Here is a 22,273-nt window from a genome sequence, read left to right as displayed (position 1 = left end):
CCAGGCCACCTCCCCCATGGCAGCAGTACATGCCCGCAGCGGTATGCGCTGGCGCCTGACGTTCGCCCTGCTGCTGGGCGAATGGCGCGCCCACCCGCTGCGCGCGCTGGTGGCCATCGCCGCGATCGCCGTGGGCATCGCACTGGGTTTCGCCATCCATCTGATGAATGCCGCGGCGTTCAATGAATTCTCGTCTGCCATCAAAGGCCTGTCCGGCGTGGCAGACATCCAGATTCGGGCCACCGAACCGCACTTCGACGAAGCCATCTACCCTTATATCGCCCAGCACGAAGGGGTGGCGCTGGCCTCGCCCATACTGGAAATCGAAGCCTCCGTCCCTAGCCAGCACAGTGCGCTGAAAATCATCGGCAATGACGCCTTGCGGGCCGGCTTTCTGACGCCAGAGCTGATCGGCATCAGCACCGAAGGTGGCATGCTGGACGCTCTGGCCGATGATGCGATCTTCCTTTCCCCCGCTGCCGAGGTATGGTTAAAGACCACAGCGGGCCAGACGCTGGCGTTGCAACTGGGCGTGCAGCAGCTCCACCTACGCGTTGCCGGCAGTTTGCCGCAGGCCCGAGCAGGCCAGCGTATCGCCGTGATGGATATCGGCGCCGCACAGTGGCGCTTTAAGCAGCTGGGCAAGCTATCACGCATCGATCTCAAGCTGCGCGCTGGCGTCGACAGTGCGGCCTTCAAGGCGCAATTACAGCGCGAACTGGATCAGCGCCAGCCGGGTCGCTTTCGTGTCAGCCAGCCCGATGACGACGACCAGAACAGCCGCAATGAGGGCATGAGCCGCGCCTATCGGGTTAATCTGACGGTGCTGGCACTGGTGGCATTGTTCACCGGTGCGTTTCTGGTGTTTTCCACCCAGGCGCTGGCGGTGATACGGCGCCGTAGCCAGTTTGCCCTGTTGCGCGTGCTGGGCTTGGAGCGACGCCACCTGATCGCCCAGATTCTGCTGGAAGGCCTCAGCCTCGGCGTGGTGGGTGCCGCCTGCGGGGTGGCCGGTGGCTACCTGCTTGCTGCGACCGCACTACATTTCATGGGCGGCGATCTCGGTGCCGGCCTGTTCTCCGGCGTACAGCCACAAATACACTTCGCCCCTTGGGCCGCTAGCATCTACTTCGCGCTGGGCGTGGCGGTCGCCATCCTTGGCTGCGCCGCGCCGGCTTTTGACGCTGCCCGCGCCCGGCCCGCTGTTGCCCTCAAAGCCGGCACGGAAGAAGCCACCCTGGCCCGCCTTGCGCGCCCATGGCCTGCACTGGCCTGCATTGCGCTGGCTGCCGCCCTGTCGCAGGCGCCGCCCGTATTCGAACTGCCGCTGTTCGGCTATCTGTCGATCGCGCTGCTCCTGATCGGCACCATTGCGCTGATGCCCAGACTGGCAGCCCTGACTTTCCGCTACGCCCACCAGCGCTGGGAGCGCGCCATGGCAGGCAAGGCTGGAGCACCGCCCATCCTCACACTGACACTGGCAAGACTGGCCAATGCTTCCAGTCAGGCCGGAATTGCGCTCGGCGGCGTACTATCGAGCTTCAGTCTGATGGTCGCCATGGCCATCATGGTGGCCAGTTTCCGCGTCTCGCTGGACGACTGGCTGCGCCATATTCTGGCGGCCGACCTGTACATCAGCAGCACCAGCGCCGGTAGCACGGCCGGTCTGCGGCCGCAGGAACAGGCCGCGCTGGCCGCCCTGCCCGGCGTGGAAACTGCCGACTTCCTGCGCGTGACGGCAATTTCGCTCGATCCCGCCCGCCCCGCTGTGGCGTTGATGGCACGCCACGTGGATGCGGCCCAGCCCGACCGTTCACTGGCCATGGTGGGCGAAATTCTGGTGCCGACTGCCGACGCCCCACCGCCCGTGTGGGTCTCGGAAGCCATGGTCGATCTATATGGCATGCGGCTAGGCCAGCGCATCGAACTGCCTCTCAATGGCCAGCGCCATGCCTTCACCGTCGGCGGCATCTGGCGCGATTATGCCCGCCCTACCGGCACTATCCAGATGCGCCTGTCCGATTATCGCCGGCTGACCGGCGATCAGGATGCCAGCAATGCCGCACTGTGGCTGCGCCCCGGTGCCAAGGCGGCCGACACGGAAGCCGCGCTGAAACGGCTGCCGTTTGCAGCAGCGCTGGATGTCAGCCTGCCGTCGGATATCCGCGCCATGAGTATGACCATCTTCGACCGCAGCTTTGCCATTACCTATCTGCTGGAAGCTATCGCCATCGTCATCGGTCTGTTTGGTGTGGCGGCTACCTTCTCGGCCCAGACGCTGGCAAGGGCGCGCGAATTTGGCATGTTGCGCCATGTGGGTCTGACGCGGCGCCAGATACTGGCGATTCTTGCCATCGAGGGCGGTGCCCTGACCGGACTGGGCATACTGACCGGCTTCGTGCTGGGCTGGTTCATCAGCCTGATACTGGTGTTCGTGGTGAATCCGCAGTCCTTCCACTGGACCATGCAGCTGCATCTGCCATGGCCGCTGCTAGCCAGTGTGGCAGGTCTGCTACTGAGTGCTGCCGCACTGACCGCCCTGTTCGCCGGGCGTCAGGCACTGTCCGGTGGCCCGATACGCGCTGTGCGAGAGGACTGGTAATGGCGGTTTTACTGAATAGGCTCACAATCAAGCTGGTACGCGGTCTCGCTTACAGCGCGCTACTGGCCTGCGCCGGATGGCTTTCAGCGGCGCTGGCGGCAGCGCCCGAATTCCTGCCCGTGCTGCCCCTCAAGCCCGGCAAAGCCCTGAGCTTCCCTGCCGACACCGGCGCCCATCCCGACTACAAAACGGAATGGTGGTACGCCACCGGCTGGCTCAACACGCCGGACGGCAAGCCGCTGGGTTTTCAGGTGACTTTTTTCCGCAGCGCCACGAGCCACGACCGTACCAACCCCAGCCAGTTCGCGCCCAAGCAGATCATTATCGGCCACGCCGCCATAGCTGATCCGGCACGGGGACAGCTACTGCACGACCAGCGTAACGGCCGCGAGGGCTTCGGGCTGTACTACGTCAAAGCGGGCAATACCGACATCAAACTGGATGACTGGCGCATGCAGCGCCAGTCCGACGGCAGCTATCGCGTGCTGCTCAATGCCGCCAGTTTCCAGCTCGATCTGACGCTGGCACCGACCCAGCCACGCCTGCTGCAAGGGGAAGCAGGCTTTTCGCGTAAAGGCAAAGAGCCGCTGGCTGCCAGTTATTATTACAGCGAGCCACAATTACGCACCACCGGCTTCCTCACCCGTGCCGGCCAGCGCATCGCCGTCAGCGGCAGCAGCTGGCTAGACCATGAGTGGTCCAGTCAGGTGCTCAGCGCCGATGCCGCAGGCTGGGACTGGATAGGTGCGAATCTGAACGATGGCGGTGCCCTGATGGCTTTCCAGATTCGCAACAAGGCCGGTGCTAAACTATGGTCGCACGCGACATGGCGCGACGCATCCGGTAAGATCACACAGTTTTTGCCTGAACAGGTCAGTTTTGCGCCCCAGCGGCACTGGCGTTCGCCCCGTACAGGAGCGAGCTATCCCGTAGCTACCCGCCTCAACACCGGCAGCAGCGTGTGGGAAATTAAGCCACTGATGGACGATCAGGAGCTTGATTCGCGCCGTTCGACGGGTGCGGTCTACTGGGAAGGCGCCGTAACGCTGGAGCGCGACGGCAAACCGGCCGGCCATGCCTATCTGGAAATGACAGGCTATGTGCAGGCGATAAAATTCTGACAAGAGTCGAAAAAGTTAAAAAACACAGTGTCTCGCATCGGCGACACGGAAGCACGTAACAATAAAGAGACCGTAGCAACGTCTACACCGTAACACTATCAAGAACTAGCCAACAATGACCACTAGCACCACCGCAGCCAGCACCGCCCCCGCCGCCGCCCCCACCACCGCCCGCGAAGCCAAAAAGGGCAGCCTTGCCACGCTGCGTGGTCTGGCGCCGTTTCTCGCACCTTACAAGCGCCAGTTTGCCATGGCCGGTGTGGCACTGGTGGTGGCGGCCGGCTCCACGCTGGCCATTCCTGCCGCCTTCAAGCAGATGATCGATCTGGGTTTCGGTGGCGCTGGCGCCAAGAGCATCCAGCACGTCGATCTGGTGTTCCTCGCCCTATTTGGTCTAGCTACCCTGCTGGCACTGGCCACTGCGGCACGCTTCTATACCGTGTCTTGGCTGGGCGAGCGCGTGACGGCCGATATCCGCCGTGCCGTCTACCAGCACGTGGTGACACAAAGCCCGGAATTCTTCGAGACTACCCAGACCGGCGAAGTCCTGTCGCGCATCACCACCGACACCACGCTGATACAGGCCGTAGTGGGCACCAGCATCTCCATGGCATTGCGGAATATGCTGCTATTCATTGGCGGCCTGATCATGCTGTTCGTCACCAGCGTGAAACTGTCGGCCATCATCATCGGTTTGCTGGTGCTGACCGTGCTGCCTATCGTGGTGTTCGGCCGGCGTGTGCGCAAACTGTCGCGCGATTCGCAAGACCGCATCGCCGATGCCTCTGCCATGGCCGGTGAAATTCTGAACGCCATGCCGACCGTGCAGGCCTTCACGCATGAAAAAATCGAGTCGACCCGCTTCGGTGCTTCGGTAGAAAGCGCCTTCGGCACAGCCATGCGCCGCATCCGCGCACGTGCCTTCCTCACCATGCTGGCCATTGTGCTGGTGTTTGGCACCATCGTGTTCGTGCTGTGGCTGGGCGCGCACGCCGTGCTGGCGGGTAGCATGACGGGCGGCGATCTGGGCCAGTTCATTCTGTATGCGTCTATCGTCGCCGGTGCCATCGGCGCGCTGTCCGAGGTAATGGGCGAAGCCCAGCGTGCAGCCGGCGCTACCGAGCGCCTGCTGGAACTGATTTCCGTGAAATCCAAGATCGAAGCGCCGGCCCAGCCGCTGCCACTGCCACCGCGCGCCGCGTCCGGTGCGGCCCTGAGCCTGCAGGACGTGGGCTTCAGCTATCCTTCGCGCCCGGATACGGCCGCGCTGCAGCACCTGACGCTGGATATCAAACCGGGTGAGACGGTGGCCGTGGTCGGCCCTTCCGGTGCCGGCAAGACCACCTTGTTCCAGCTGTTCCTGCGTTTCTACGATCCGCAATCGGGCAGCATCAAGCTCGATGGGGTGGATATCACCCGCCTCGATCTGCATACGCTGCGCGGCGCCATCGGCATCGTGCCGCAGGATACGGTGATCTTCTCGGCCGATGCGATGGAAAATATCCGTTATGGCCGCGCCGATGCCACCGACGAAGAAGTGATCGCCGTGGCCAAGCTGGCAGCTGCGCACGAGTTTATCGAACGCCTGCCGCAAGGCTACCAGTCCTTCCTCGGCGAGCGCGGCGTGCGCCTGTCCGGCGGCCAGCGTCAGCGCATTGCGATTGCCCGCGCCCTGCTGAAAAATCCGCCTTTGCTGCTGCTCGATGAAGCCACCAGCGCACTGGATGCCGAGTCCGAGCGACTGGTGCAATCGGCGCTGGAAGCGGCCATGGTAGGCCGTACCACCGTGATCATTGCCCACCGTCTGGCCACGGTGCAGCGCGCCGACCGCATCATCGTGATGGAAGATGGCCGCATCGTCGAGACAGGCACCCATAAGTCGCTGGTAGAACTGGGCGGCATTTATGCCAATCTGGCGGCGCTGCAGTTTCACCACGTCCACGCTGGCCACTAAGCGAGCCACTAAGCTAGCCACTAAGCAGCCATCACCTCAGAGGGAGTCACCGTGACCGATGCCGAACTGCGTGCCAGCTGCACCACTCACCTGCCCGGTCACCGCCAGCCCACGCCGGCCCAGCTATTTGCCGCCATGGCCGAGTGGTGCGCCGAGCACCAAGTGGCACATGATGTCTATGGCAGCGGCGCACTGATACAGGAGTTGGAACAGCAGCTGGCCACCCTGCTGGGTTTCGAGTCAGCGCTGTTCTGCATCACCGGCACCATGACGCAGGCCACGGCACTGCGCATCGCCTGCGATGAACGAGGCAGCCGGCTGGTGGCGCTGCATCCCACCTCGCATATTCTGCGTCATGAGCGCAGTAATCACAGCCTGTTCGGCCATTTTCAGGCCTTGCAGGTGGGCGATCCTCATCGCCCGTGGAGCGTCAACGAACTGCAGGCCATACCGGACCAGTTGGGCGCGGCCACACTGGAACTGCCCATGCGTGAAATCGGCGGGCAGTGCCAGAGCTGGGAAGAACTGCAAGCCATCAAAGACCACTGCCGCGCACAGAATATCCATTTGCATCTGGACGGTGCCCGCCTGTGGGAATGCGCGAGCGCCTATGGCCGCAGCGCCGGCCAGATCGCCCAAGGCTTCGATTCCGTGTATGTGTCGCTGTACAAGGGCATCGGCGGGATGGGCGGCGCGGTCTTGCTGGGCAAAGCCAGCTTTATCGCCAAGGCGCAGGAATGGTTCCGCCGTCAGGGCGGCAATGTTTATCAGCGCACCCCTTACGTGGTGGCTGCGGCCATGCAGTTCGAACAACGGCTGGCTGCCATGCCGGCTTATTTTGCCCGCACCGTGTGGCTGTATGAGACTTTGCGCGACTTTCCGCTGCTGACACCGAATCCCGCATGGCCACAAGCCAGCATGCTGCACCTGCACCTGCCCGTCAGCCGCGAGCAGGCCAACGACATCCGCAACCGCATCGCCAGCGAGCATGGCATCTGGCTGTTCAATGCCGCCAACCATGCACCTTTGCCGAATCACAGCTACGTCGAACTGTATATCGGCGATAATCTGCTGAGCCTGCCGGATCAACGTGTGCGCGAGATCCTCGCATTATGGTCTACAGCGCTGGCTGAGGCGCACGCAGAATAATCGGCTGTTCCGGCGCAGTGCTGTTACACTGCGCGCCTTTCTGATTGAACGATACCACCATGACCTTCCAAGCCCTCGGCCTGATCGAACCCCTGCAGCGCACGCTTGAATCGCTGGGCTACCGCCAACCTACCCCCGTGCAGAAGCAGGCCATTCCGGCCGTACTGGCCGGGCGCGACCTGATGGCCGCGGCACAGACAGGCACCGGCAAGACGGCAGCTTTCGCCCTGCCCCAGTTGCAGAAGCTGCTGCTGGAAGGGGTAACGGCACCAAAAGCCGTACGCACGCTGGTGCTGGTGCCCACGCGCGAACTGGCAGAACAGGTCTACCAGAGCTTCCGCAGCTATGGCGGCAATCTGCCGCTCAAATGTGCGGTAGCCTATGGCGGTGTCCCCATCGAAGGCCAGATCAGCAAGCTGCGCAAAGGGCTGGACGTACTGGTGGCCACACCGGGCCGCTTGCTGGACTTGCACGATCAGGCTGCCATCAGCTTTGAATTGCTGACCACACTGGTGCTGGACGAAGCCGACCGCATGCTCGATCTGGGCTTCGAGCGCGATCTCGATATTCTGCTGGCGGCCATGCCGAAACAGCGTCAGACCCTGCTGTTTTCCGCCACCTTCTCCGACGCCATCCGCCAGCTCGCCAGCGGCATGCTGCGCGATCCCGTGACGGTACAGGTGAGCGCCAGTAATACCACCACCAAGACTGTACGCCAGTGGCTGATCCCGACCGACAAGCGCAGCAAACCGGAACTGCTGCTGCACTTGCTGAAGAAGCATCGCTGGGGGCAGGTACTGATTTTCGTGAAGACCCGCAAAGGCGTGGAGGCACTGATCAAGACCCTGCAAGAGCAAGGCTACTCGGCCGATGCTATTCATGGCGACAAGACCCAGCCTATGCGCCTGCGCGCACTTGAGCGCTTTAAACGGCGCGAAGTCCAGCTGCTGGTGGCGACCGACGTGGCAGCGCGCGGCCTTGATATCGAAGCCCTGCCGCAAGTGGTGAATTTCGACCTGCCCACCGTGGCAGAGGACTATGTGCACCGTATCGGCCGTACCGGCCGTGCCGGCATGGAAGGCGAAGCCGTTTCGCTGGTCTGCGCCGACGAGGTAGATCAGCTGAAAGAGATTGAAAGCCTGATCGGCCAAGTCCTGCACAGGGTAGAGGAAGCGGGCTTCGAAGCCGACCACCGCGTACCGGAGACGGGGGCAAAGGGAGCGGCCATCGCTGCAGCGAAAAAGGCTGCCGCCGAAGCCCCGCGCAAGAAACGTCCGTTCACGGGCCCGCCGGGAGGACGCGCTGCTGCCACGCAGGCCCAACCTGCCGCCAAGGCGACGGCAAGAACCGCTAGCGCCGGCACCATCATCGTCACGGCTGGTCGCGGCGCCAAGTCGCTGGCACGCTCGGCCGGCAAAGCACAGGCGCAGGGCAATCCGCGCCGTGGAAAAAACGGCGGACGCTAAGTCACACTGCGCCAGCACGGCTGCTAAAATAGCGGGTTTTCCGGCTCCGGCGAGCCGTCTGTTTTTTGGAGCAATGAATGCAGCAATATCAGGAACTGATCCAGACCGTGATCGACACGGGTAGCTGGCAAGACAACCGCACTGGCATCCGTACCTTGAGCGTACCGGGCGCCATGATGCGCTTCGACCTGCAGCAGGGCTTCCCCGCCGTAACCACCAAGAAGCTGGCCTTCAAATCCGTAGTGGGTGAACTGTGCGCCTTCCTGCGCGCTTCGCGCAGCGCGGCCGATTTCCGCGCGCTGGGCTGCAAGGTGTGGGACCAGAATGCCAATGAAAACCAGCAGTGGCTGGCCAACCCCTACCGTCTGGGCGAAGACGATCTGGGTCCCGTCTACGGCGTTCAGTGGCGCCAGTGGCCCGGCTTCAAGCTGATCGATCTGGATCAGCCGGCCCAGATCGCCGACGCCCAGAACAACGGCTTCCGCCTGATTTCCCAGTTCGATGATGGCGGCGTCGCCAAAGTGCTGCTGCATAAATCCATCGACCAGTTGCGCGAATGTCTGGACACCATCGTCAACAATCCGTCCAGCCGCCGCATCCTGTTCCATGGCTGGAATCCGGCCGTGCTGGACTCTGTAGCGCTGCCCGCCTGCCACCTGCTGTACCAGTTCATCCCGAATCCCACCACGCGCGAACTGAATATGTGTTTGTACGTGCGCAGCAATGACCTCGGCCTCGGCACACCGTTCAATCTGGCCGAAGGGGCAGCGCTGATGCATCTGGTGGGCCGTCTGACGGGCTACCAGCCGCGCTGGTTCAGCTACTTCATCGGCGATGCCCACATCTACGAGAACCATATGGAGATGGTGACGGAGCAGCTGAGCCGCACGCCTTTCCCGGCGCCGCAACTCCGCATCAGCGACCGCGTACCGGATTTCGCCGTCACCGGCAAATACCAGCCAGAGTGGCTGGAACTGGTGGAGCCGGGCGACTTCACGCTGGAAGGCTATCAGCACCACGCGCCCATCACGGCGCCGATGGCAGTATGACGCGACTGGACTTCATTCCCGGCACGCTGTGCGATGCCAGAATGTGGTCCCGCGTCCTGCCACAACTGGACGGGCAGTACGACTGCCACCATGTCCCCCTGTACGAGGCCAGCACGCGCCAGCAGATGCATGCGCTGATTGCCCAGCACAGCGCGCCGTATGCCCATCTGGTGGGATTTTCGCTGGGGGCCTATCTGGCCATTGAATATGCATTGCAGCACCCTGAACGGGTGCAATCGCTGGTGCTGATCGCTAACTCTGCCCGTGGCCTGAGTGCCAGCGAGATCCAGACGCGCCAACGCATCATCCCTACCCTGCAGCGTAATCCCTATACGGGCATTACCCGCGTGCGCCTGCGCGAGATTCTCCACCCCGACCACCTCGACGACGCCGATACGGTTGCCATCATCCAGCAAATGGCGCTCGATCTCGGCAAGGACGTGCTGCTGGCCCAGTTCACGGCATCGATGCAACGCCCCGACCTGATGGAACGGCTGTCCGAACTGCGCTGCCCCGTGCTGCTGATAGGCGCCGAACAGGACCAGTTGGTGCCCCCAGCCGACCTGATCGAAATGCAGCAGCGCCTGCCCGCTGCACGCCTGTCTATGCATGGGGGGACGGGCCACATGCTGCCGCTGGAAGTTGCTGGCGCCGTCAGCAGCGATCTGCATCAGTTCCATGCCGAGCTGGCCGCCAGCGCAGTGCCCGCAGCCTGAAATTTCGACGATAATATCGCCTCACTATTGCACCACACGCCATGAGCCAATTAACCATCATCGTCGCCACCGACGCCCAGCGCGGCATCGGCATTAACAACACTCTGCCGTGGAAGCTGCCGGAAGATCTTGCGCACTTCAAGCGCACCACCAGCGGTCACCCCATCATCATGGGCCGCAAGACGTTCGATTCCATCGGCCGCCCCCTGCCTAACCGGCGCAACATCGTCATTACCCGCAACGCCGCGTGGCAGCATGAGGGTGTGGAAGTGGTGACTTCGGTGGAACAGGCCATCGCCCTGCTGGACGGCGCGGAAGGCTTTGTGATCGGCGGCGCCGAGATCTACCGCCAGACCCTGCCGCTGGCTAGCCGCCTGATTATCACGGAAATCGCCGCGACCTTCGATTGCGACGCTTTCTTCCCCGCACCCGATGCCAGTGTGTGGCAGGAGACGGATCGGGAACAACACGTTTCGGATAACATGAAACTGTCATACGCTTTTGTTACACTGCGCCGCAAAGCAGACATTACCAACTCCAATTAATCTAAAGGCAACACAATATGTCCGGTCACGGTTTTCACGTTCACGGCCCGCACGACCACGCGGTAGAACACGCTGCCCATGGTAGCGATGACTTTTCCAACAACATTGCCGTCATGACGGCGATACTGGCCACCGTAGGCGCACTGTTCGGCTATCTCGGCGGTGCTACCCAGAACGATGCAGCCCTGTACAAGAACAATGCCGCCATCGACAAGACCCAGGCCGCCAATAGCTGGAACTACTATCAGGCCAAGTCGAGCAAGCAGAATCTGGCCGAACTGGCCATGACGCTGCCCGGTGTCGATCCGAAAAAGTACGAAGCCGAAGTGGCCCGCTACAAGCACGAAAAAGAAGACATCAAGAAGGAAGCAGAAAAGTGGGAAGACTCGTCAAAAGAGTGGAACCACAAGTCGGATGAAGCCATGCACCAGCACCACCAGTGGGCGCTGGCCACCACGGCCGAGCAGATTGCCATTTCGCTGGCGGCAATTACCCTGCTGACCCGCAAGAAGTGGATGATGGGTCTGGCCTATGGCGTGGCTGGCGTGGGCATTGCGCTGGGCGCCTTCGCATGGCTGCACGTAGACCCGATCGGCCAGTTGCTGGCCAAGCTCGGTGGCGCTGCTGCAGGCCACTAAGTGTGATCGAATCGCTGTACGGTGGCCGTTGGCCACCGGTTTTAGAGCAGTCCCGCTATTTTTTACCGATTTGAGTGATGTTTTTTCCCGCAGTGGCCCCATTTCTGCGAGAATCCCGTTCTTATTTTTTTTGCGCGACCGCCCACCCGCTGTCGCACCCTAGTCCGCCCCTCAACTTTTGCGTCAGGGGCGGCTTGCTTTTTTGGAGACATGTATGAAATTTCGTTTCCCCATCGTCATCATTGACGAGGATTTCCGTTCCGAGAACACGTCCGGCTTAGGCATACGCGCCCTCGCCGATGCGATGGAAAAAGAAGGCATGGAAGTGGTGGGCGTTACCAGCTACGGCGATCTGTCCCAGTTCGCTCAGCAGCAGTCGCGCGCGTCGGCCTTCGTGCTGTCCATCGACGATGAAGAATTCGGTTCCGGCTCGGCCGAAGAAACCGATCACGCGCTGAAATCGCTGCGCGCCTTCGTCGAAGAAATCCGCTACAAGAACGCCGACATTCCGATCTACCTGTACGGTGAAACCCGCACCTCGCGCCACATCCCTAACGATATCCTGCGCGAACTGCATGGCTTCATCCACATGTTCGAAGATACCCCGGAGTTTGTGGCCCGTCACATCATCCGCGAAGCCAAGTCCTATCTGGACGGTCTGGCGCCGCCCTTCTTCAGCGCACTGGTGGACTACGCTAACGACGGCTCCTACTCGTGGCACTGCCCCGGCCACTCGGGTGGCGTGGCATTCCTGAAATCACCTATCGGCCAGATGTTCCACCAGTTCTTTGGCGAGAACATGCTGCGCGCCGACGTCTGCAACGCGGTGGAAGAACTGGGCCAGCTACTCGACCACACGGGTCCGGTCGCCAAATCGGAACGCAATGCTGCGCGCATCTTCAATGCCGACCATTGCTATTTCGTTACCAACGGTACCTCCACCTCGAACAAGATGGTATGGCACTCGACGGTCGCGCCGGGCGATATCGTCGTGGTGGACCGTAACTGCCACAAATCGATTCTGCACTCGATCATCATGTGCGGCGCAATTCCCGTGTTCCTGATGCCTACCCGTAACCATCTAGGCATCATCGGCCCTATCCCGCTGGAAGAGTTCTCGATGGAGAGCATCCAGCGCAAGATCGAAGCCAATCCGTTCGCCCGTGAAGCCGTGAACAAGAAGCCGCGCATCCTGACCATCACCCAGTCCACCTACGACGGCGTACTGTACAACGTGGAAACCCTGCGCGAACTGCTGGATGGCAAGATCGATACCCTGCACTTCGACGAAGCATGGCTGCCGCACGCCACCTTCCACGATTTCTACAAAGACATGCACGCCATCGGCAAAGACCGTCCGCGCGCCAAGGAATCGATGATCTTCTCGACTCAGTCCACCCACAAACTGCTGGCCGGCCTGTCGCAGGCTTCGCAGGTGCTGGTGCGCGAGTCGGAATCCGTCAAGCTCGATCGTGACGCCTTCAACGAAGCCTATCTGATGCACACCTCCACCTCGCCGCAATACTCGATTATTGCTTCGTGCGACGTGGCGGCCGCCATGATGGAAGCACCGGGTGGCACCTCGCTGGTGGAAGAATCCATCCTCGAAGCACTGGACTTCCGCCGCGCCATGAAGAAGATCGATCAGGAATGGGGCAAAGACTGGTGGTTCAAGGTCTGGGGTCCGGACGAATTCTCGGAAGACGGCATCGGCTCGCGCGAAGACTGGATCATCCGCGCAGAAGACGACTGGCACGGTTTCGGCAAGCTAGCACCGGGCTTCAACATGCTGGACCCGATCAAGGCTACCATCGTTAATCCGGGCCTGTCGCTGGACGGCCAGTTCGACGAAACGGGTATTCCTGCGTCCATCGTGACCAAGTATCTGGCCGAGCACGGCGTGATCATCGAGAAGTGCGGCCTGTACTCGTTCTTCATCATGTTCACCATCGGCATTACCAAAGGCCGCTGGAACACCCTGCTGACGGCACTGCAGCAGTTCAAGGACGATTACGACAAGAACCAGCCGATGTGGCGCATTCTGCCGGAATTCGCGGCAGCCAATCCGACCTACGAAAAAATGGGCCTGCGCGACCTGTGCCAGCAGATCCACGATTTCTACAAGGCTTACGATGTGGCCCGCCTGACGACCGAAATGTACCTGTCGGACATGATTCCGGCCATGAAGCCATCGGAGGCCTTCGCCAAGATGGCGCACCGCGAAATCGAGCGCGTAGCGATCGACGAACTGGAAGGCCGTATCACCTCCATCCTGCTGACGCCTTATCCACCGGGCATTCCTCTGCTGATTCCGGGCGAGCGCTTCAACAAAACCATCGTTGATTACCTGCGCTTTGCACGCGACTTCAACGAGCGCTTCCCCGGCTTCGAGACGGACGTACACGGTCTGGTCAAGCGCGAAGTGGACGGCAAGCGCGGCTACTTCGTCGACTGCGTTAAACAATAGGACGCCAGAAAGCGCCTGCCTATCAGGCTAGTCTGGTAGCTCGCCGCTCAGGCCCGGCCGAGCGACAAGGGTAAAAACTTCCCTCTGTCGCTCGGCCGGGCCTTTTTATTTGTGTTGCAAACATGTCTCCTTGAAAATAAATAGTACCCAAATGCAAATTATGATTGCATTTTGCAACTGTTAGTGTATTCTTATAAACATCTTAAAACTCTTTACAGGAAAGCCACTATGCAGATCAAACATATCGCCCGCATCATTGCTATCGCAACCGCACTGGTAGGCGCCCAGGCGCATGCTGCAGCTGTCAATTTGATCAGCGATGGTGGCTTCAATATCGGTGCAGCCTATAACAACTACAACTATGCCAACGGCTTCCACGGCACGATGACCGGCAAAGGCTCGCCATGGACCTTTACCGACGCTTCGGGGGTTGCCAACCACGCAGGTGCCTGGGGTGGTCTGGCGAGCATCGATTCCGTTGCCTTCATCCAAAGCTACAGCGGCTTCACCTCGAACACGCCGACCGTTAGCCAGAGTTTTAGTTCGAACGCCAGCTCGTACATCGTGACTTTCGATCTGGCCCAGCGTCCGGGCAACCGCGAGAGCCTGCAAGTAACGCTGGATGGCCAGGTACTGAGCGGCGGCTTGCTGACCCCGGCCAGCAGCGCCGTCAGCAGCTACAGCTATACCGTCAGCGGCCTGACCGGCAGCAACCACATCCTGCAATTCAAGGGCGTCAACAATTCCGGCGCAAGCGATTCCTCACTGTTCCTGGACAACGTCAGCGTCACCGCCGCCGTACCGGAACCTGAAACCTATGCCATGCTGATGGCTGGTCTGGCCATGGTGGGTGCCGTAGCGCGCCGCCGTAAAGGCAAGCAAGCCGCCTAAGCTGCTTTCAGCAAGACGCCGCCCCGCAACAGCAGGGCGGCTTTTTTTTTGGTCTGGCCGGTGTCCATGTTCCGAAGTCAGCTGTTACAGTTTGAAATAATTTCGCCCCCAACCTTTACACCCACCCGAATAGACAGCAACGCGCACCTCCTCTAGCCTAGTGTTTTGTCCACCACAAGAGGAGTTCCGCCATGAGTACCACAGAAGGTTTCAAGTTCGTCATCACGAATGGCGCTGTCACCGCCATGTCCCGCGTCGATGGCACGCATACCAGCACCCTGCGCCTGCCCACCGATGCCACCTTCAGCATCAGCGGCAGCACGATCACCGAAACCCGCACCAACACCAAGGGCACGGAAACCCTGCAATTCACCCAGGATGCCAGCGATAGCACCCTGTACCATCTGACTTCGGATGTGCAGAGCTTTAACACCTCCAGCAGCAATGCCGGCGCCTACACCTTTACCATCAGCAACGGCGTGGTAACGGCAGTCCAGCACGTAGTTGGTAGCCGCAGCCATAACGAGCCCATCAGCTCGACCAGCAAGTTTGTGGTGGGGGCGGATGGCAAGATTGTTGAAACCAGCGTCCATGACAATGTGATCGAGACCATCACCTATGTTGCCGGCAGCACGGCAGGCCAGTATGTGATTGCCTCCGATGCGCGCAGCTTTGTGCAGGCCGGAACAGCCACCACTGTGCTGGATGTGGAAGGCTGCGACCGCACCAAGTTCACCATCGATGCCAGCGGTTCTGTAACCCAGGTGCAACAGGTGAAATTCGACGGCAGCACCAGCACGTTGACGGTAGGCAGCAACACCACCTACAAACAACTGGAAGCGGGCTATGTGCTGGAAGTCCAGACACGCGGCAACAACACCAGCTACGAGCTCTACCATGACGGCAACGGCGATGGCATCTACACGGAAGTGGCGCATGGCAGCGGCAGCACGGTGGATCTGGTCGGTCTCAAAACCCAACTGAACGCCACCATCGAAGCACTGCTGTAAGCAGCAGGCGCAGCGGCGCAAGCCGCCAGCAGTGCAACACAGAGGCAGGCCGCGCAACACTATGCGCCGCCTGCCTCGCTTTGTCAGGCTGCCACGGCTAGGGTCAGTGTGGCCACGTAACCATCGGTGGGATTGCCCGTCACGCTGGACATCTGTAGCGCATAGCCATCGCTAAAGATATTGTCGGTGGCATAGCTGATCTGCGCCAGATTGCGCACGCTGGTGCTGTAACCGCTGGTGGCGTAGACCTCGTTGAGCGTCGCCATCGGGAAAGTGAACTGGGAAGTCTTGATGCGATTGGCGGCACTGGTACTCTTGGCCAGCGACGGATAGACCTCGAAGTGCACATGCGGCATACGGCCCGAATAGCAGCCGGGGAAGATGGTCTGGAAGGTCAGGCTGCCGCTAGCATCCGCGGCCTGCACGCCACGCAGATAGTTCTGCGACGTGACGCCGTTCGAATACAGCGAGTAGTTGCCATCGCGATCGCAGTGCCACAGGTAGACGGCGCAGTCGGCCAGTGCGGCACAACTGCCGTTAGCATTGACGATCTGCAGCTTGATGGTCAGTGGCACCCCGGCTGCCGTTCCCGTCATGCCATTAAAGCTACTGCGGATATCGCTACGCACCACCCCCAGCTGGGTCAGCACATTGACCACGCCGCTACTATTGCTATTGGTGCCGTCGCCCGGATACGGACCGCCGGTTTCCTCCGGTATCACGCTGCAGGAGCCGTTGGTCGGCGTGGTGCTGGTGCCGGGTGTCGTGGTGGTCGTGCCGGTGGTGGTGCCCGTCGAAGCAGTGCCGGTGGAGGTACTGGCAGTACTCGTCTCCGTGCTGCTACCGCCGCCACATCCGGCCAGCGGCAAGGCCGCTACGCCGGCGCCGGCGAGCAGCCAGCGCAGGGTCTGGCGCCGGCCACTGCCTGCTTCGAGCATGGTTGCCAGATCTTCGGCCAGACTGTGGCCGTGTGCATGGTCGTGTGATTTCATGGGTTATCCTGTTTAAACGGTGGTGTTAACGAGATTGCCGCTACTGCCATGGTTCTCGACTTTGCTGGCCAGCGCCTGCAGGAAGGCAGCCAGTTTGGCGCTGCTGTCTGTGCTGCTGGTGCTGCTGGTGCTATCAGTGTTGCTATCGCCGCTGACAGAGCTAGCCGTGGTGGCCACGCCCAGCTTGTCGAGCAGACTGGCAAAGCTCGCTTCCAGCTCGCTCACGGCGTCGCTGCTATCCGCGCTGTCCGTGCTGCTGTCACCGGAACTGAGCTTGGAGAGCAGACTCTGCAAGTCGGATTCCATGCGGCCAGGTCCGCCGGGACCGCCGCCCTGCCCGTCGCCGTAAGGCGGTGGCTCGCTAGCGGCAGTGCTGCTGCTTTCTGCATGCAGCGCACCCATCAGGCTCTGCAGGAAGCTGCCCAGTGCATCGGCTACGCTTTCTGTGCTGGTGCTATCAGTGCTGTCGGCGCTGCTGCTAGTACTGGTGCTAGTACTGGCGCTAGTGCCGGACAGGCTGGATTCGTCGATACCGATAGACTTCAGCGCATCGGCTATGGCCGAGGCAAAGCCGCCGCCTTCAGGTGGCTTGGGTGGCGGTGCGCCACGCATGCCTTCGGTGCCGCTGGTCGAACTGTTGCTCGTGCGGCTGAGGAAACTTAACTGGCTAGTACTGGTGCTGCTCAGTGCATTGATGGACATCATTCACTCCCGAAAATAGGCTGCGGTTCAAGGACGACGCTGAGGTGGCACTGCACGCTCGGCCAGTTTTTTGCGCTGTTCCGGCGTCAGTATCGCCAGCAGCTTCTGCTCGGTGCGCACACGTTGCAAAGCGATACTTGCCATGGCCGTTGCCGCTTCTTTCGCTAGCGCTGCAGCTTTGGCATCATCGTATTGCGCGGCAAGGCCCATGGCACGCAAAGCCTCGCCAGCCTTGTCTGCCAGCTTGGCCTGATCGCGCACATAAGGCGCTTCGGCATGCAAAATGGCAAATACTTTGTCCTGCTGCGCTTCGCTCAGATCAACCCCATGCAGCATGGGTGGACGCTGCATGCCCATTCCCATCCCGCCGGGCATGGGCGGATGGCTATGTGCAGGCCCGTCGCCACCCTGCGGGCCAGGGCCTTCGGCACGGTGGTGATACGCAACGGCACGCGGTTCAGCGGGTTCGGCACGGCCAGGGCCAGCGAGCGGACCCGGGCCGCCCGGCGGCATCGCTGGATGGCCAGCCGTCGCATCCACTTCCAGTTCCGCGGGCGCCGCCATGGCAGCTGCAGGCATTAGCGGCAGGGCCAGCAAGCCCGCCAGCAGGAATGGGTATGCGCTGGCATTCTTGATCTTCATCGTTGCAATCCTCGTCTGGTAGTAAGAAGCGCCATTGTCGTTGTGCTGTTTGTAAAGCAACGTTAGGCATAGGTAAATCGGTGTAAAGCCAGCGAATTGATGTGCGGAAACACTTTGTAAAAGCGGGTAAAAGCTTGCATGCGCCCGCCTACGCGCCCACGCGTACTGCTATCATCGGTCTATTCACATCACATTTGGGTCGCAATGAAGAGCAAGGTTCTGCTAATAGACGATGACGTCGAACTGGTAAGCATGTTTCAGGAATATCTGGAACAGGAAGGTTTCGACGTCAAAGCGGTGCACGATGGCGAGGCCGGCACAGCCGAAGCCGCCACGGGTAGCTACGCCATTGCCGTGCTCGACGTGATGATGCCGCGCATGAACGGACTGGAAACGCTGCGCCGCATCCGCACCAACAGCCAGTTGCCGATACTCATGCTGACAGCGCGCGGCGACGACACCGACCGCATCGTCGGACTGGAACTGGGCGCCGACGATTACGTGACCAAGCCCTGCACTCCGCGTGAATTAACAGCGCGCATACGTGCCATCCTGCGCCGGGCGCAAAGCGCCCCCCTGGATAATGGCATGCCGGCAACCTTGACCGTCGGCCAGCTAACCATGTGGCCGGAACAGCGCCGTGCCGCGTGGGCCGGCAGCAAGCTGGAACTGACCAGCACCGAATTCAATCTGCTGGAAGTGCTGGCACGTAATGCCGGTAAGCCGGTCAGCAAGAACACCCTGTCGGAACAGGGGCTGGGCCGTCCGCTGGCCCGTTTCGACCGCAATATCGATGTCCACCTGAGCAGCCTGCGCCACAAACTGGGCACCATTGCCGATGGCCGCTCCTGCCTGCAGACGGTGTATCGGCTCGGCTATCAGCTGATCAAGGAATAAGCCCGTGGGTCGATTGTTCTGGAAGTTCTTCGTCTGCATACTGCTGGCCCAGATCACGGCCACTATCGGCATCGGCGGCGCGGTCTGGCTGCGCAGCCGTGCCCAGTCGGAAAACCAGCTACGCAATGTCGATACCAGTCCGCCGGCAGAAATGGCCATCAATGCCGCCGCCAGCACACTCGAGTTCGGCGGCAGCGCCGCCCTGCGGCGCATGCTGGCATCCAGCGGACGCTATCAGGTGTACGCCATTGATGAACAGAATCAGGAACTGCTGGGGCGCACGTTCAACCCCGCAACGGTGGCCGAAGCGCGCGCCCTGCTCCAGCGCGACGAACGCCAGCGCGGTCTACGCCAGTTACGGGGCGCCGATGGCAAGCAATATCTGCTATTCCTGCCCGCCCATGGCTTCAACCTCGACCGCCCGATACTCAAAAGCCTGACCGAGCCCAAACTGCTGGAATTGCCGGGGCGCCGCCCCGCTCCGGAGTCACGTGGCATGGACCCAGAACGAGGAGCCGAAAGGGGATACGGTCGGGGCGACGATAGGGATGCGAATAACGATCCGTCACGCCAGCCACCTCCGCGTGACGGCTACGGCGGCCGTGGCGGCCCACACCGTGGCCCCATGACGCCGTGGATACCGCTAGCCGCTGCCACCCTGGCCAGCCTGCTGTTCTCCTTCATCCTTGCATGGTATTTTTCCCGCCCGATACGGGCCCTGCGGCAGGCTTTCGATGCGGCCGCCGAAGGCGATCTGGCGCCACGCTTCGGCAGCGGCACCGGTAGCGCCGAACTCAACGATCTGGGGCGCGACTTCGATCGTATGACAGCCCGTCTGCGCGCCCTGATCGATGGCCAGACCCGCTTGCTGCACGATGTCTCGCACGAATTACGCTCGCCGCTCGCGCGCCTGCAGGCAGCGATCGGACTGGCGCACCAGCAACCGGAAAAAATGGCGGCCTCGATGCAGCGCATCGAACTGGAAAGCGTGCGCATGGACAAGCTGGTGGGAGAACTGTTGACGCTGTCACGACTGGAAGCGGGTGCCATCCGGACCAGTCAGGAAGAAGTCGGCATGGCCGAACTGCTGGAACAGATTACCGACGACGCCGCCTTCGAAGCACGCAGCGTCAAGCGCGAAGTCTCACTGCAAGGCGATACCGATGTAATCGTCGTGGGTCAGGCAGAACTGCTCGCGCGCGCGATCGAAAACGTGGTACGCAACGCCATCAAGCACAGCCCGGATCATGGCATGGTGGAACTGCAGGCCGAAACTAGCCACGGCCGCTGGCTGGTGTTGCGCGTACTTGACCGTGGCCCCGGTGTGGCCGAGCAAGACCTCGACACCATCTTCCAGCCCTTCTTCCGCTCCAGTAATGCCGGCATAGAAGGTCACGGACTAGGTCTGGCGATTGCACGCCATGTGGTCGAAGCGCATGGTGGAAAAATAAAAGCCACCAACCGCGATGGTGGTGGCCTCTGTGTGGAACTGCGTCTACCGATCAAGCGCTAGGCCGTCGTATCGATCACACTACCGAGCGTGTCATAGCGTTTATCGCTGCTGGCCGTCGTAGCACTACTGTCCGAGGACTGTTGGGCACTGCCTTGCTGACTGGCCTGCTGGGCTGCCTTCTGGGCCGCTGCCGCCTGCAGCGCAGCGATCTGGGCCTGTATGGCCTGTACCTGCGCCTCGATCAACTGGGCTTTCTGTTTGCCGGACTCGGACGTATCCTTATTCGCTTCGACCAGATCTTTTTGCAGACTCTGCAACTGCTTCTGCAGAGCTGCAATGGCGCTGCTGCTTTCCGAACTACTGCTGGCGGCACTTGCCGACGTACTGGAACCTACTGCGCTAACCATCTTTACCTCCCTAAAACGTGACCATTAATCTCATTAACGGCGACGTTGGTGCAGGACACAGCCTGCACAGTGTAAAGATGGGTAAAGCCCGTGCTTACGCCTTGGGCAGCGTTACACCGTGCTGGCCCTGATACTTGCCGTTGCGGTCCTTGTAGGACACTTCGCAGATTTCGTCGCTCTCGAAGAACAGCACCTGAGCGCAGCCTTCGCCAGCGTAAATCTTGGCGGGCAGCGGGGTGGTGTTGGAAAATTCCAGCGTCACATAGCCTTCCCACTCCGGTTCGAACGGTGTGACGTTGACGATGATGCCGCAGCGGGCATAGGTGGACTTGCCCAGGCAGACCGTCAACACACCGCGGGGAATACGGAAATATTCCATGGTGCGGGCCAGCGCGAACGAATTCGGCGGAATAATGCAGACGTCGCTTTTGACATCCACGAAGGAGTTCGAATCGAAGTTCTTCGGATCGACGATGGTGCTGTTGATGTTGGTAAATACCTTGAATTCATCAGCGCAACGGATATCGTAGCCGTACGACGAAGTACCGTAGGAAATCACCTTGCGGCCTTCCTCCTGACGTACCTGATCGGGGAAGAAAGGCTCGATCATCCCGTGCTGCTCCGCCATCCGGCGTATCCATTTATCGCTTTTAATCGTCATCGCAAGGCTATCCTCAAGTTCAAGGGCGGCGCTGGCGCGCCGGATGCCCGAGATTTTACGCGAAAGCCCTGCTCTGAGGCAGTTTTTTCCCTGATTCTTTACCCGCTACGGCCAGCAAATTGATGATCATGGCGCGGGTTTCCTGCGCGGCCAGTTCGGGCGCTTCCATAGGAAACAGATGGCCACCTTGAATGATGCGGAAATGCTGGCCCACCAGCGCCTGCGTATGGGCATGGCCGGACTGGCTGGTTTCCCATGAATCGGTACCGCCAATGAAACCTATTGGCGTGGGAAAAGGCCGCTTCACTAACCGCGACAGGTGGTGTGGCAGGCTGGCGTAAATGCTGGTCTCCACTTCACGGGTGAAGCGCAATTGCACGCCCTCGGGGTGGGGTTTGAGGCCACTGCTAATGTAATCGTGCAGCACACCCGGTGCCCATGCGGCGAAGATATCCTTGCTGGCAAAATGCTGATAAGCGGCCTGAGCGTTTGGCCACACATTGCGCCGACGGATAGAGTTTTTCGCTGGTGGCACGCGGAACGCGTTGCCACTCAGCTTGATCAGGCGCCAGAACAGTGCACGCCAGCCTGCCACTACCGGCGCATCGAGCATGACCACACAGCGCACCAGATCTGGCCGCGCACGGGCCACCATCAGGCTCAGCATGCCGCCCAGCGAATGCCCGACCAGTATCACCGGCTCGGTATAGCGCGCCTGCAGCTCGCTGATGTATTCATCCACCAGTTTGGGCCAGCCATCGCTGACGGGATAATCACTGTGATGGCCATGCATATCCAGCGCCTGTATTTCGAAATCTTGTTCCAGCGCAGCAAAAAATTGCCGGTACACGCCAGCCGGATAGCTGTTGGCGTGCGCAAAATGCAGCTTGGGCTTACTCACAAGCAGTCTC

General features: G+C 61.0%; 20 protein-coding genes. 14 read left to right on the top strand and 6 right to left on the bottom strand.

Going from position 1 to position 22,273, the window contains the following annotated elements; genetic code table 11:
* Window positions 1-43 precede the first annotated feature (43 nt).
* The 12 genes from ABNT42_RS13805 to ABNT42_RS13750 all read left to right on the top strand — a co-directional run bounded on the left by ABNT42_RS13805 (window position 44) and on the right by ABNT42_RS13750 (window position 15,608).
* Window positions 44-2,602, top strand: coding sequence for an FtsX-like permease family protein (locus tag ABNT42_RS13805; protein ID WP_348698113.1), 2,559 nt, complete (start codon window positions 44-46; stop codon window positions 2,600-2,602).
* Window positions 2,602-3,723: a carotenoid 1,2-hydratase gene (locus ABNT42_RS13800; protein WP_348697840.1), complete on the top strand. Its 1,122-nt coding sequence runs from the start codon at window positions 2,602-2,604 to the stop codon at window positions 3,721-3,723. The genes ABNT42_RS13805 and ABNT42_RS13800 overlap by 1 nt, the downstream gene beginning before the upstream one ends.
* Before the next feature lie 115 nt (window positions 3,724-3,838).
* Window positions 3,839-5,677, top strand: a complete 1,839-nt coding sequence (locus tag ABNT42_RS13795) for an ABC transporter transmembrane domain-containing protein (protein ID WP_348697838.1) — start codon at window positions 3,839-3,841, stop codon at window positions 5,675-5,677.
* 51 nt (window positions 5,678-5,728) lie between these two features.
* Window positions 5,729-6,826: a beta-eliminating lyase-related protein gene (locus ABNT42_RS13790; RefSeq protein ID WP_348697837.1), complete on the top strand. Its 1,098-nt coding sequence runs from the start codon at window positions 5,729-5,731 to the stop codon at window positions 6,824-6,826.
* 59 nt (window positions 6,827-6,885) lie between these two features.
* A complete protein-coding gene (locus tag ABNT42_RS13785; RefSeq protein ID WP_348697835.1) occupies window positions 6,886-8,292 on the top strand; it encodes a DEAD/DEAH box helicase in 1,407 nt (468 codons plus the stop codon).
* Between the two features lie 77 nt (window positions 8,293-8,369).
* Window positions 8,370-9,341: a thymidylate synthase gene (locus tag ABNT42_RS13780; RefSeq protein ID WP_348697833.1), complete on the top strand. Its 972-nt coding sequence runs from the start codon at window positions 8,370-8,372 to the stop codon at window positions 9,339-9,341.
* On the top strand, window positions 9,338-10,057 hold the full coding sequence (locus ABNT42_RS13775; protein WP_348697832.1) for an alpha/beta hydrolase: 720 nt from the start codon (window positions 9,338-9,340) through the stop codon (window positions 10,055-10,057). The genes ABNT42_RS13780 and ABNT42_RS13775 overlap by 4 nt, the downstream gene beginning before the upstream one ends.
* Before the next feature lie 41 nt (window positions 10,058-10,098).
* Window positions 10,099-10,602, top strand: a complete 504-nt coding sequence (locus ABNT42_RS13770; RefSeq protein ID WP_348697830.1) for a dihydrofolate reductase — start codon at window positions 10,099-10,101, stop codon at window positions 10,600-10,602.
* Window positions 10,603-10,619: 17 nt separating this feature from the next.
* On the top strand, window positions 10,620-11,240 hold the full coding sequence (locus ABNT42_RS13765) for a DUF4337 domain-containing protein (RefSeq protein WP_348697828.1): 621 nt from the start codon (window positions 10,620-10,622) through the stop codon (window positions 11,238-11,240).
* A 214-nt stretch (window positions 11,241-11,454) separates the two neighbouring features.
* On the top strand, window positions 11,455-13,707 hold the full coding sequence (locus ABNT42_RS13760; protein WP_348697827.1) for an arginine/lysine/ornithine decarboxylase: 2,253 nt from the start codon (window positions 11,455-11,457) through the stop codon (window positions 13,705-13,707).
* A 228-nt stretch (window positions 13,708-13,935) separates the two neighbouring features.
* Entirely contained in the window at window positions 13,936-14,598 is a 663-nt protein-coding gene (locus tag ABNT42_RS13755; RefSeq protein WP_348697825.1) for a PEP-CTERM sorting domain-containing protein, read from the top strand.
* A 191-nt stretch (window positions 14,599-14,789) separates the two neighbouring features.
* On the top strand, window positions 14,790-15,608 hold the full coding sequence (locus ABNT42_RS13750; RefSeq protein ID WP_348697824.1) for a hypothetical protein: 819 nt from the start codon (window positions 14,790-14,792) through the stop codon (window positions 15,606-15,608).
* Between the two features lie 83 nt (window positions 15,609-15,691).
* On the opposite strand, the gene ABNT42_RS13745 is transcribed toward ABNT42_RS13750, so the two are convergent.
* From ABNT42_RS13745 to ABNT42_RS13735, 3 genes are read right to left on the bottom strand one after another with little or no spacing between them, the layout of a single operon-like run.
* Window positions 15,692-16,600: an intradiol ring-cleavage dioxygenase gene (locus ABNT42_RS13745; RefSeq protein WP_348697823.1), complete on the bottom strand. Its 909-nt coding sequence runs from the start codon at window positions 16,598-16,600 to the stop codon at window positions 15,692-15,694.
* Between the two features lie 12 nt (window positions 16,601-16,612).
* Window positions 16,613-17,302: a hypothetical protein gene (locus ABNT42_RS13740; protein ID WP_348697822.1), complete on the bottom strand. Its 690-nt coding sequence runs from the start codon at window positions 17,300-17,302 to the stop codon at window positions 16,613-16,615.
* Between the two features lie 27 nt (window positions 17,303-17,329).
* A complete protein-coding gene (locus tag ABNT42_RS13735; RefSeq protein WP_348697821.1) occupies window positions 17,330-17,944 on the bottom strand; it encodes a Spy/CpxP family protein refolding chaperone in 615 nt (204 codons plus the stop codon).
* Between the two features lie 204 nt (window positions 17,945-18,148).
* Between ABNT42_RS13735 and ABNT42_RS13730 the strand changes: the two genes are divergently transcribed.
* Window positions 18,149-18,841 (top strand): response regulator transcription factor, encoded by a 693-nt coding sequence (locus ABNT42_RS13730; protein ID WP_348697819.1) that lies wholly within the window; start codon window positions 18,149-18,151, stop codon window positions 18,839-18,841.
* 4 nt (window positions 18,842-18,845) lie between these two features.
* Window positions 18,846-20,354 carry an ATP-binding protein gene (locus tag ABNT42_RS13725; RefSeq protein WP_348697817.1) on the top strand — a complete coding sequence of 503 codons (1,509 nt, stop codon included), beginning with the start codon at window positions 18,846-18,848 and terminating at the stop codon, window positions 20,352-20,354.
* Here ABNT42_RS13725 and ABNT42_RS13720 read toward each other — a convergent pair.
* From ABNT42_RS13720 to ABNT42_RS13710, 3 genes are all read right to left on the bottom strand, one after another.
* Entirely contained in the window at window positions 20,351-20,701 is a 351-nt protein-coding gene (locus tag ABNT42_RS13720) for a FlxA-like family protein (protein ID WP_348697815.1), read from the bottom strand. The two genes, ABNT42_RS13725 and ABNT42_RS13720, sit on opposite strands and share 4 nt — an antisense overlap.
* Before the next feature lie 94 nt (window positions 20,702-20,795).
* Window positions 20,796-21,362, bottom strand: coding sequence for a dCTP deaminase (dcd, locus tag ABNT42_RS13715; RefSeq protein ID WP_155434009.1), 567 nt, complete (start codon window positions 21,360-21,362; stop codon window positions 20,796-20,798).
* A gap of 55 nt (window positions 21,363-21,417) precedes the next feature.
* Window positions 21,418-22,263, bottom strand: a complete 846-nt coding sequence (locus ABNT42_RS13710; protein ID WP_348697813.1) for an alpha/beta hydrolase — start codon at window positions 22,261-22,263, stop codon at window positions 21,418-21,420.
* Window positions 22,264-22,273: the final 10 nt, after the last annotated feature.

This window comes from Duganella fentianensis, assembly GCF_964031615.1.
GTDB lineage: Bacteria > Pseudomonadota > Gammaproteobacteria > Burkholderiales > Burkholderiaceae_D > Rugamonas > Rugamonas fentianensis_A.
This window is presented reverse-complemented; position numbering and strand designations above follow the sequence as displayed.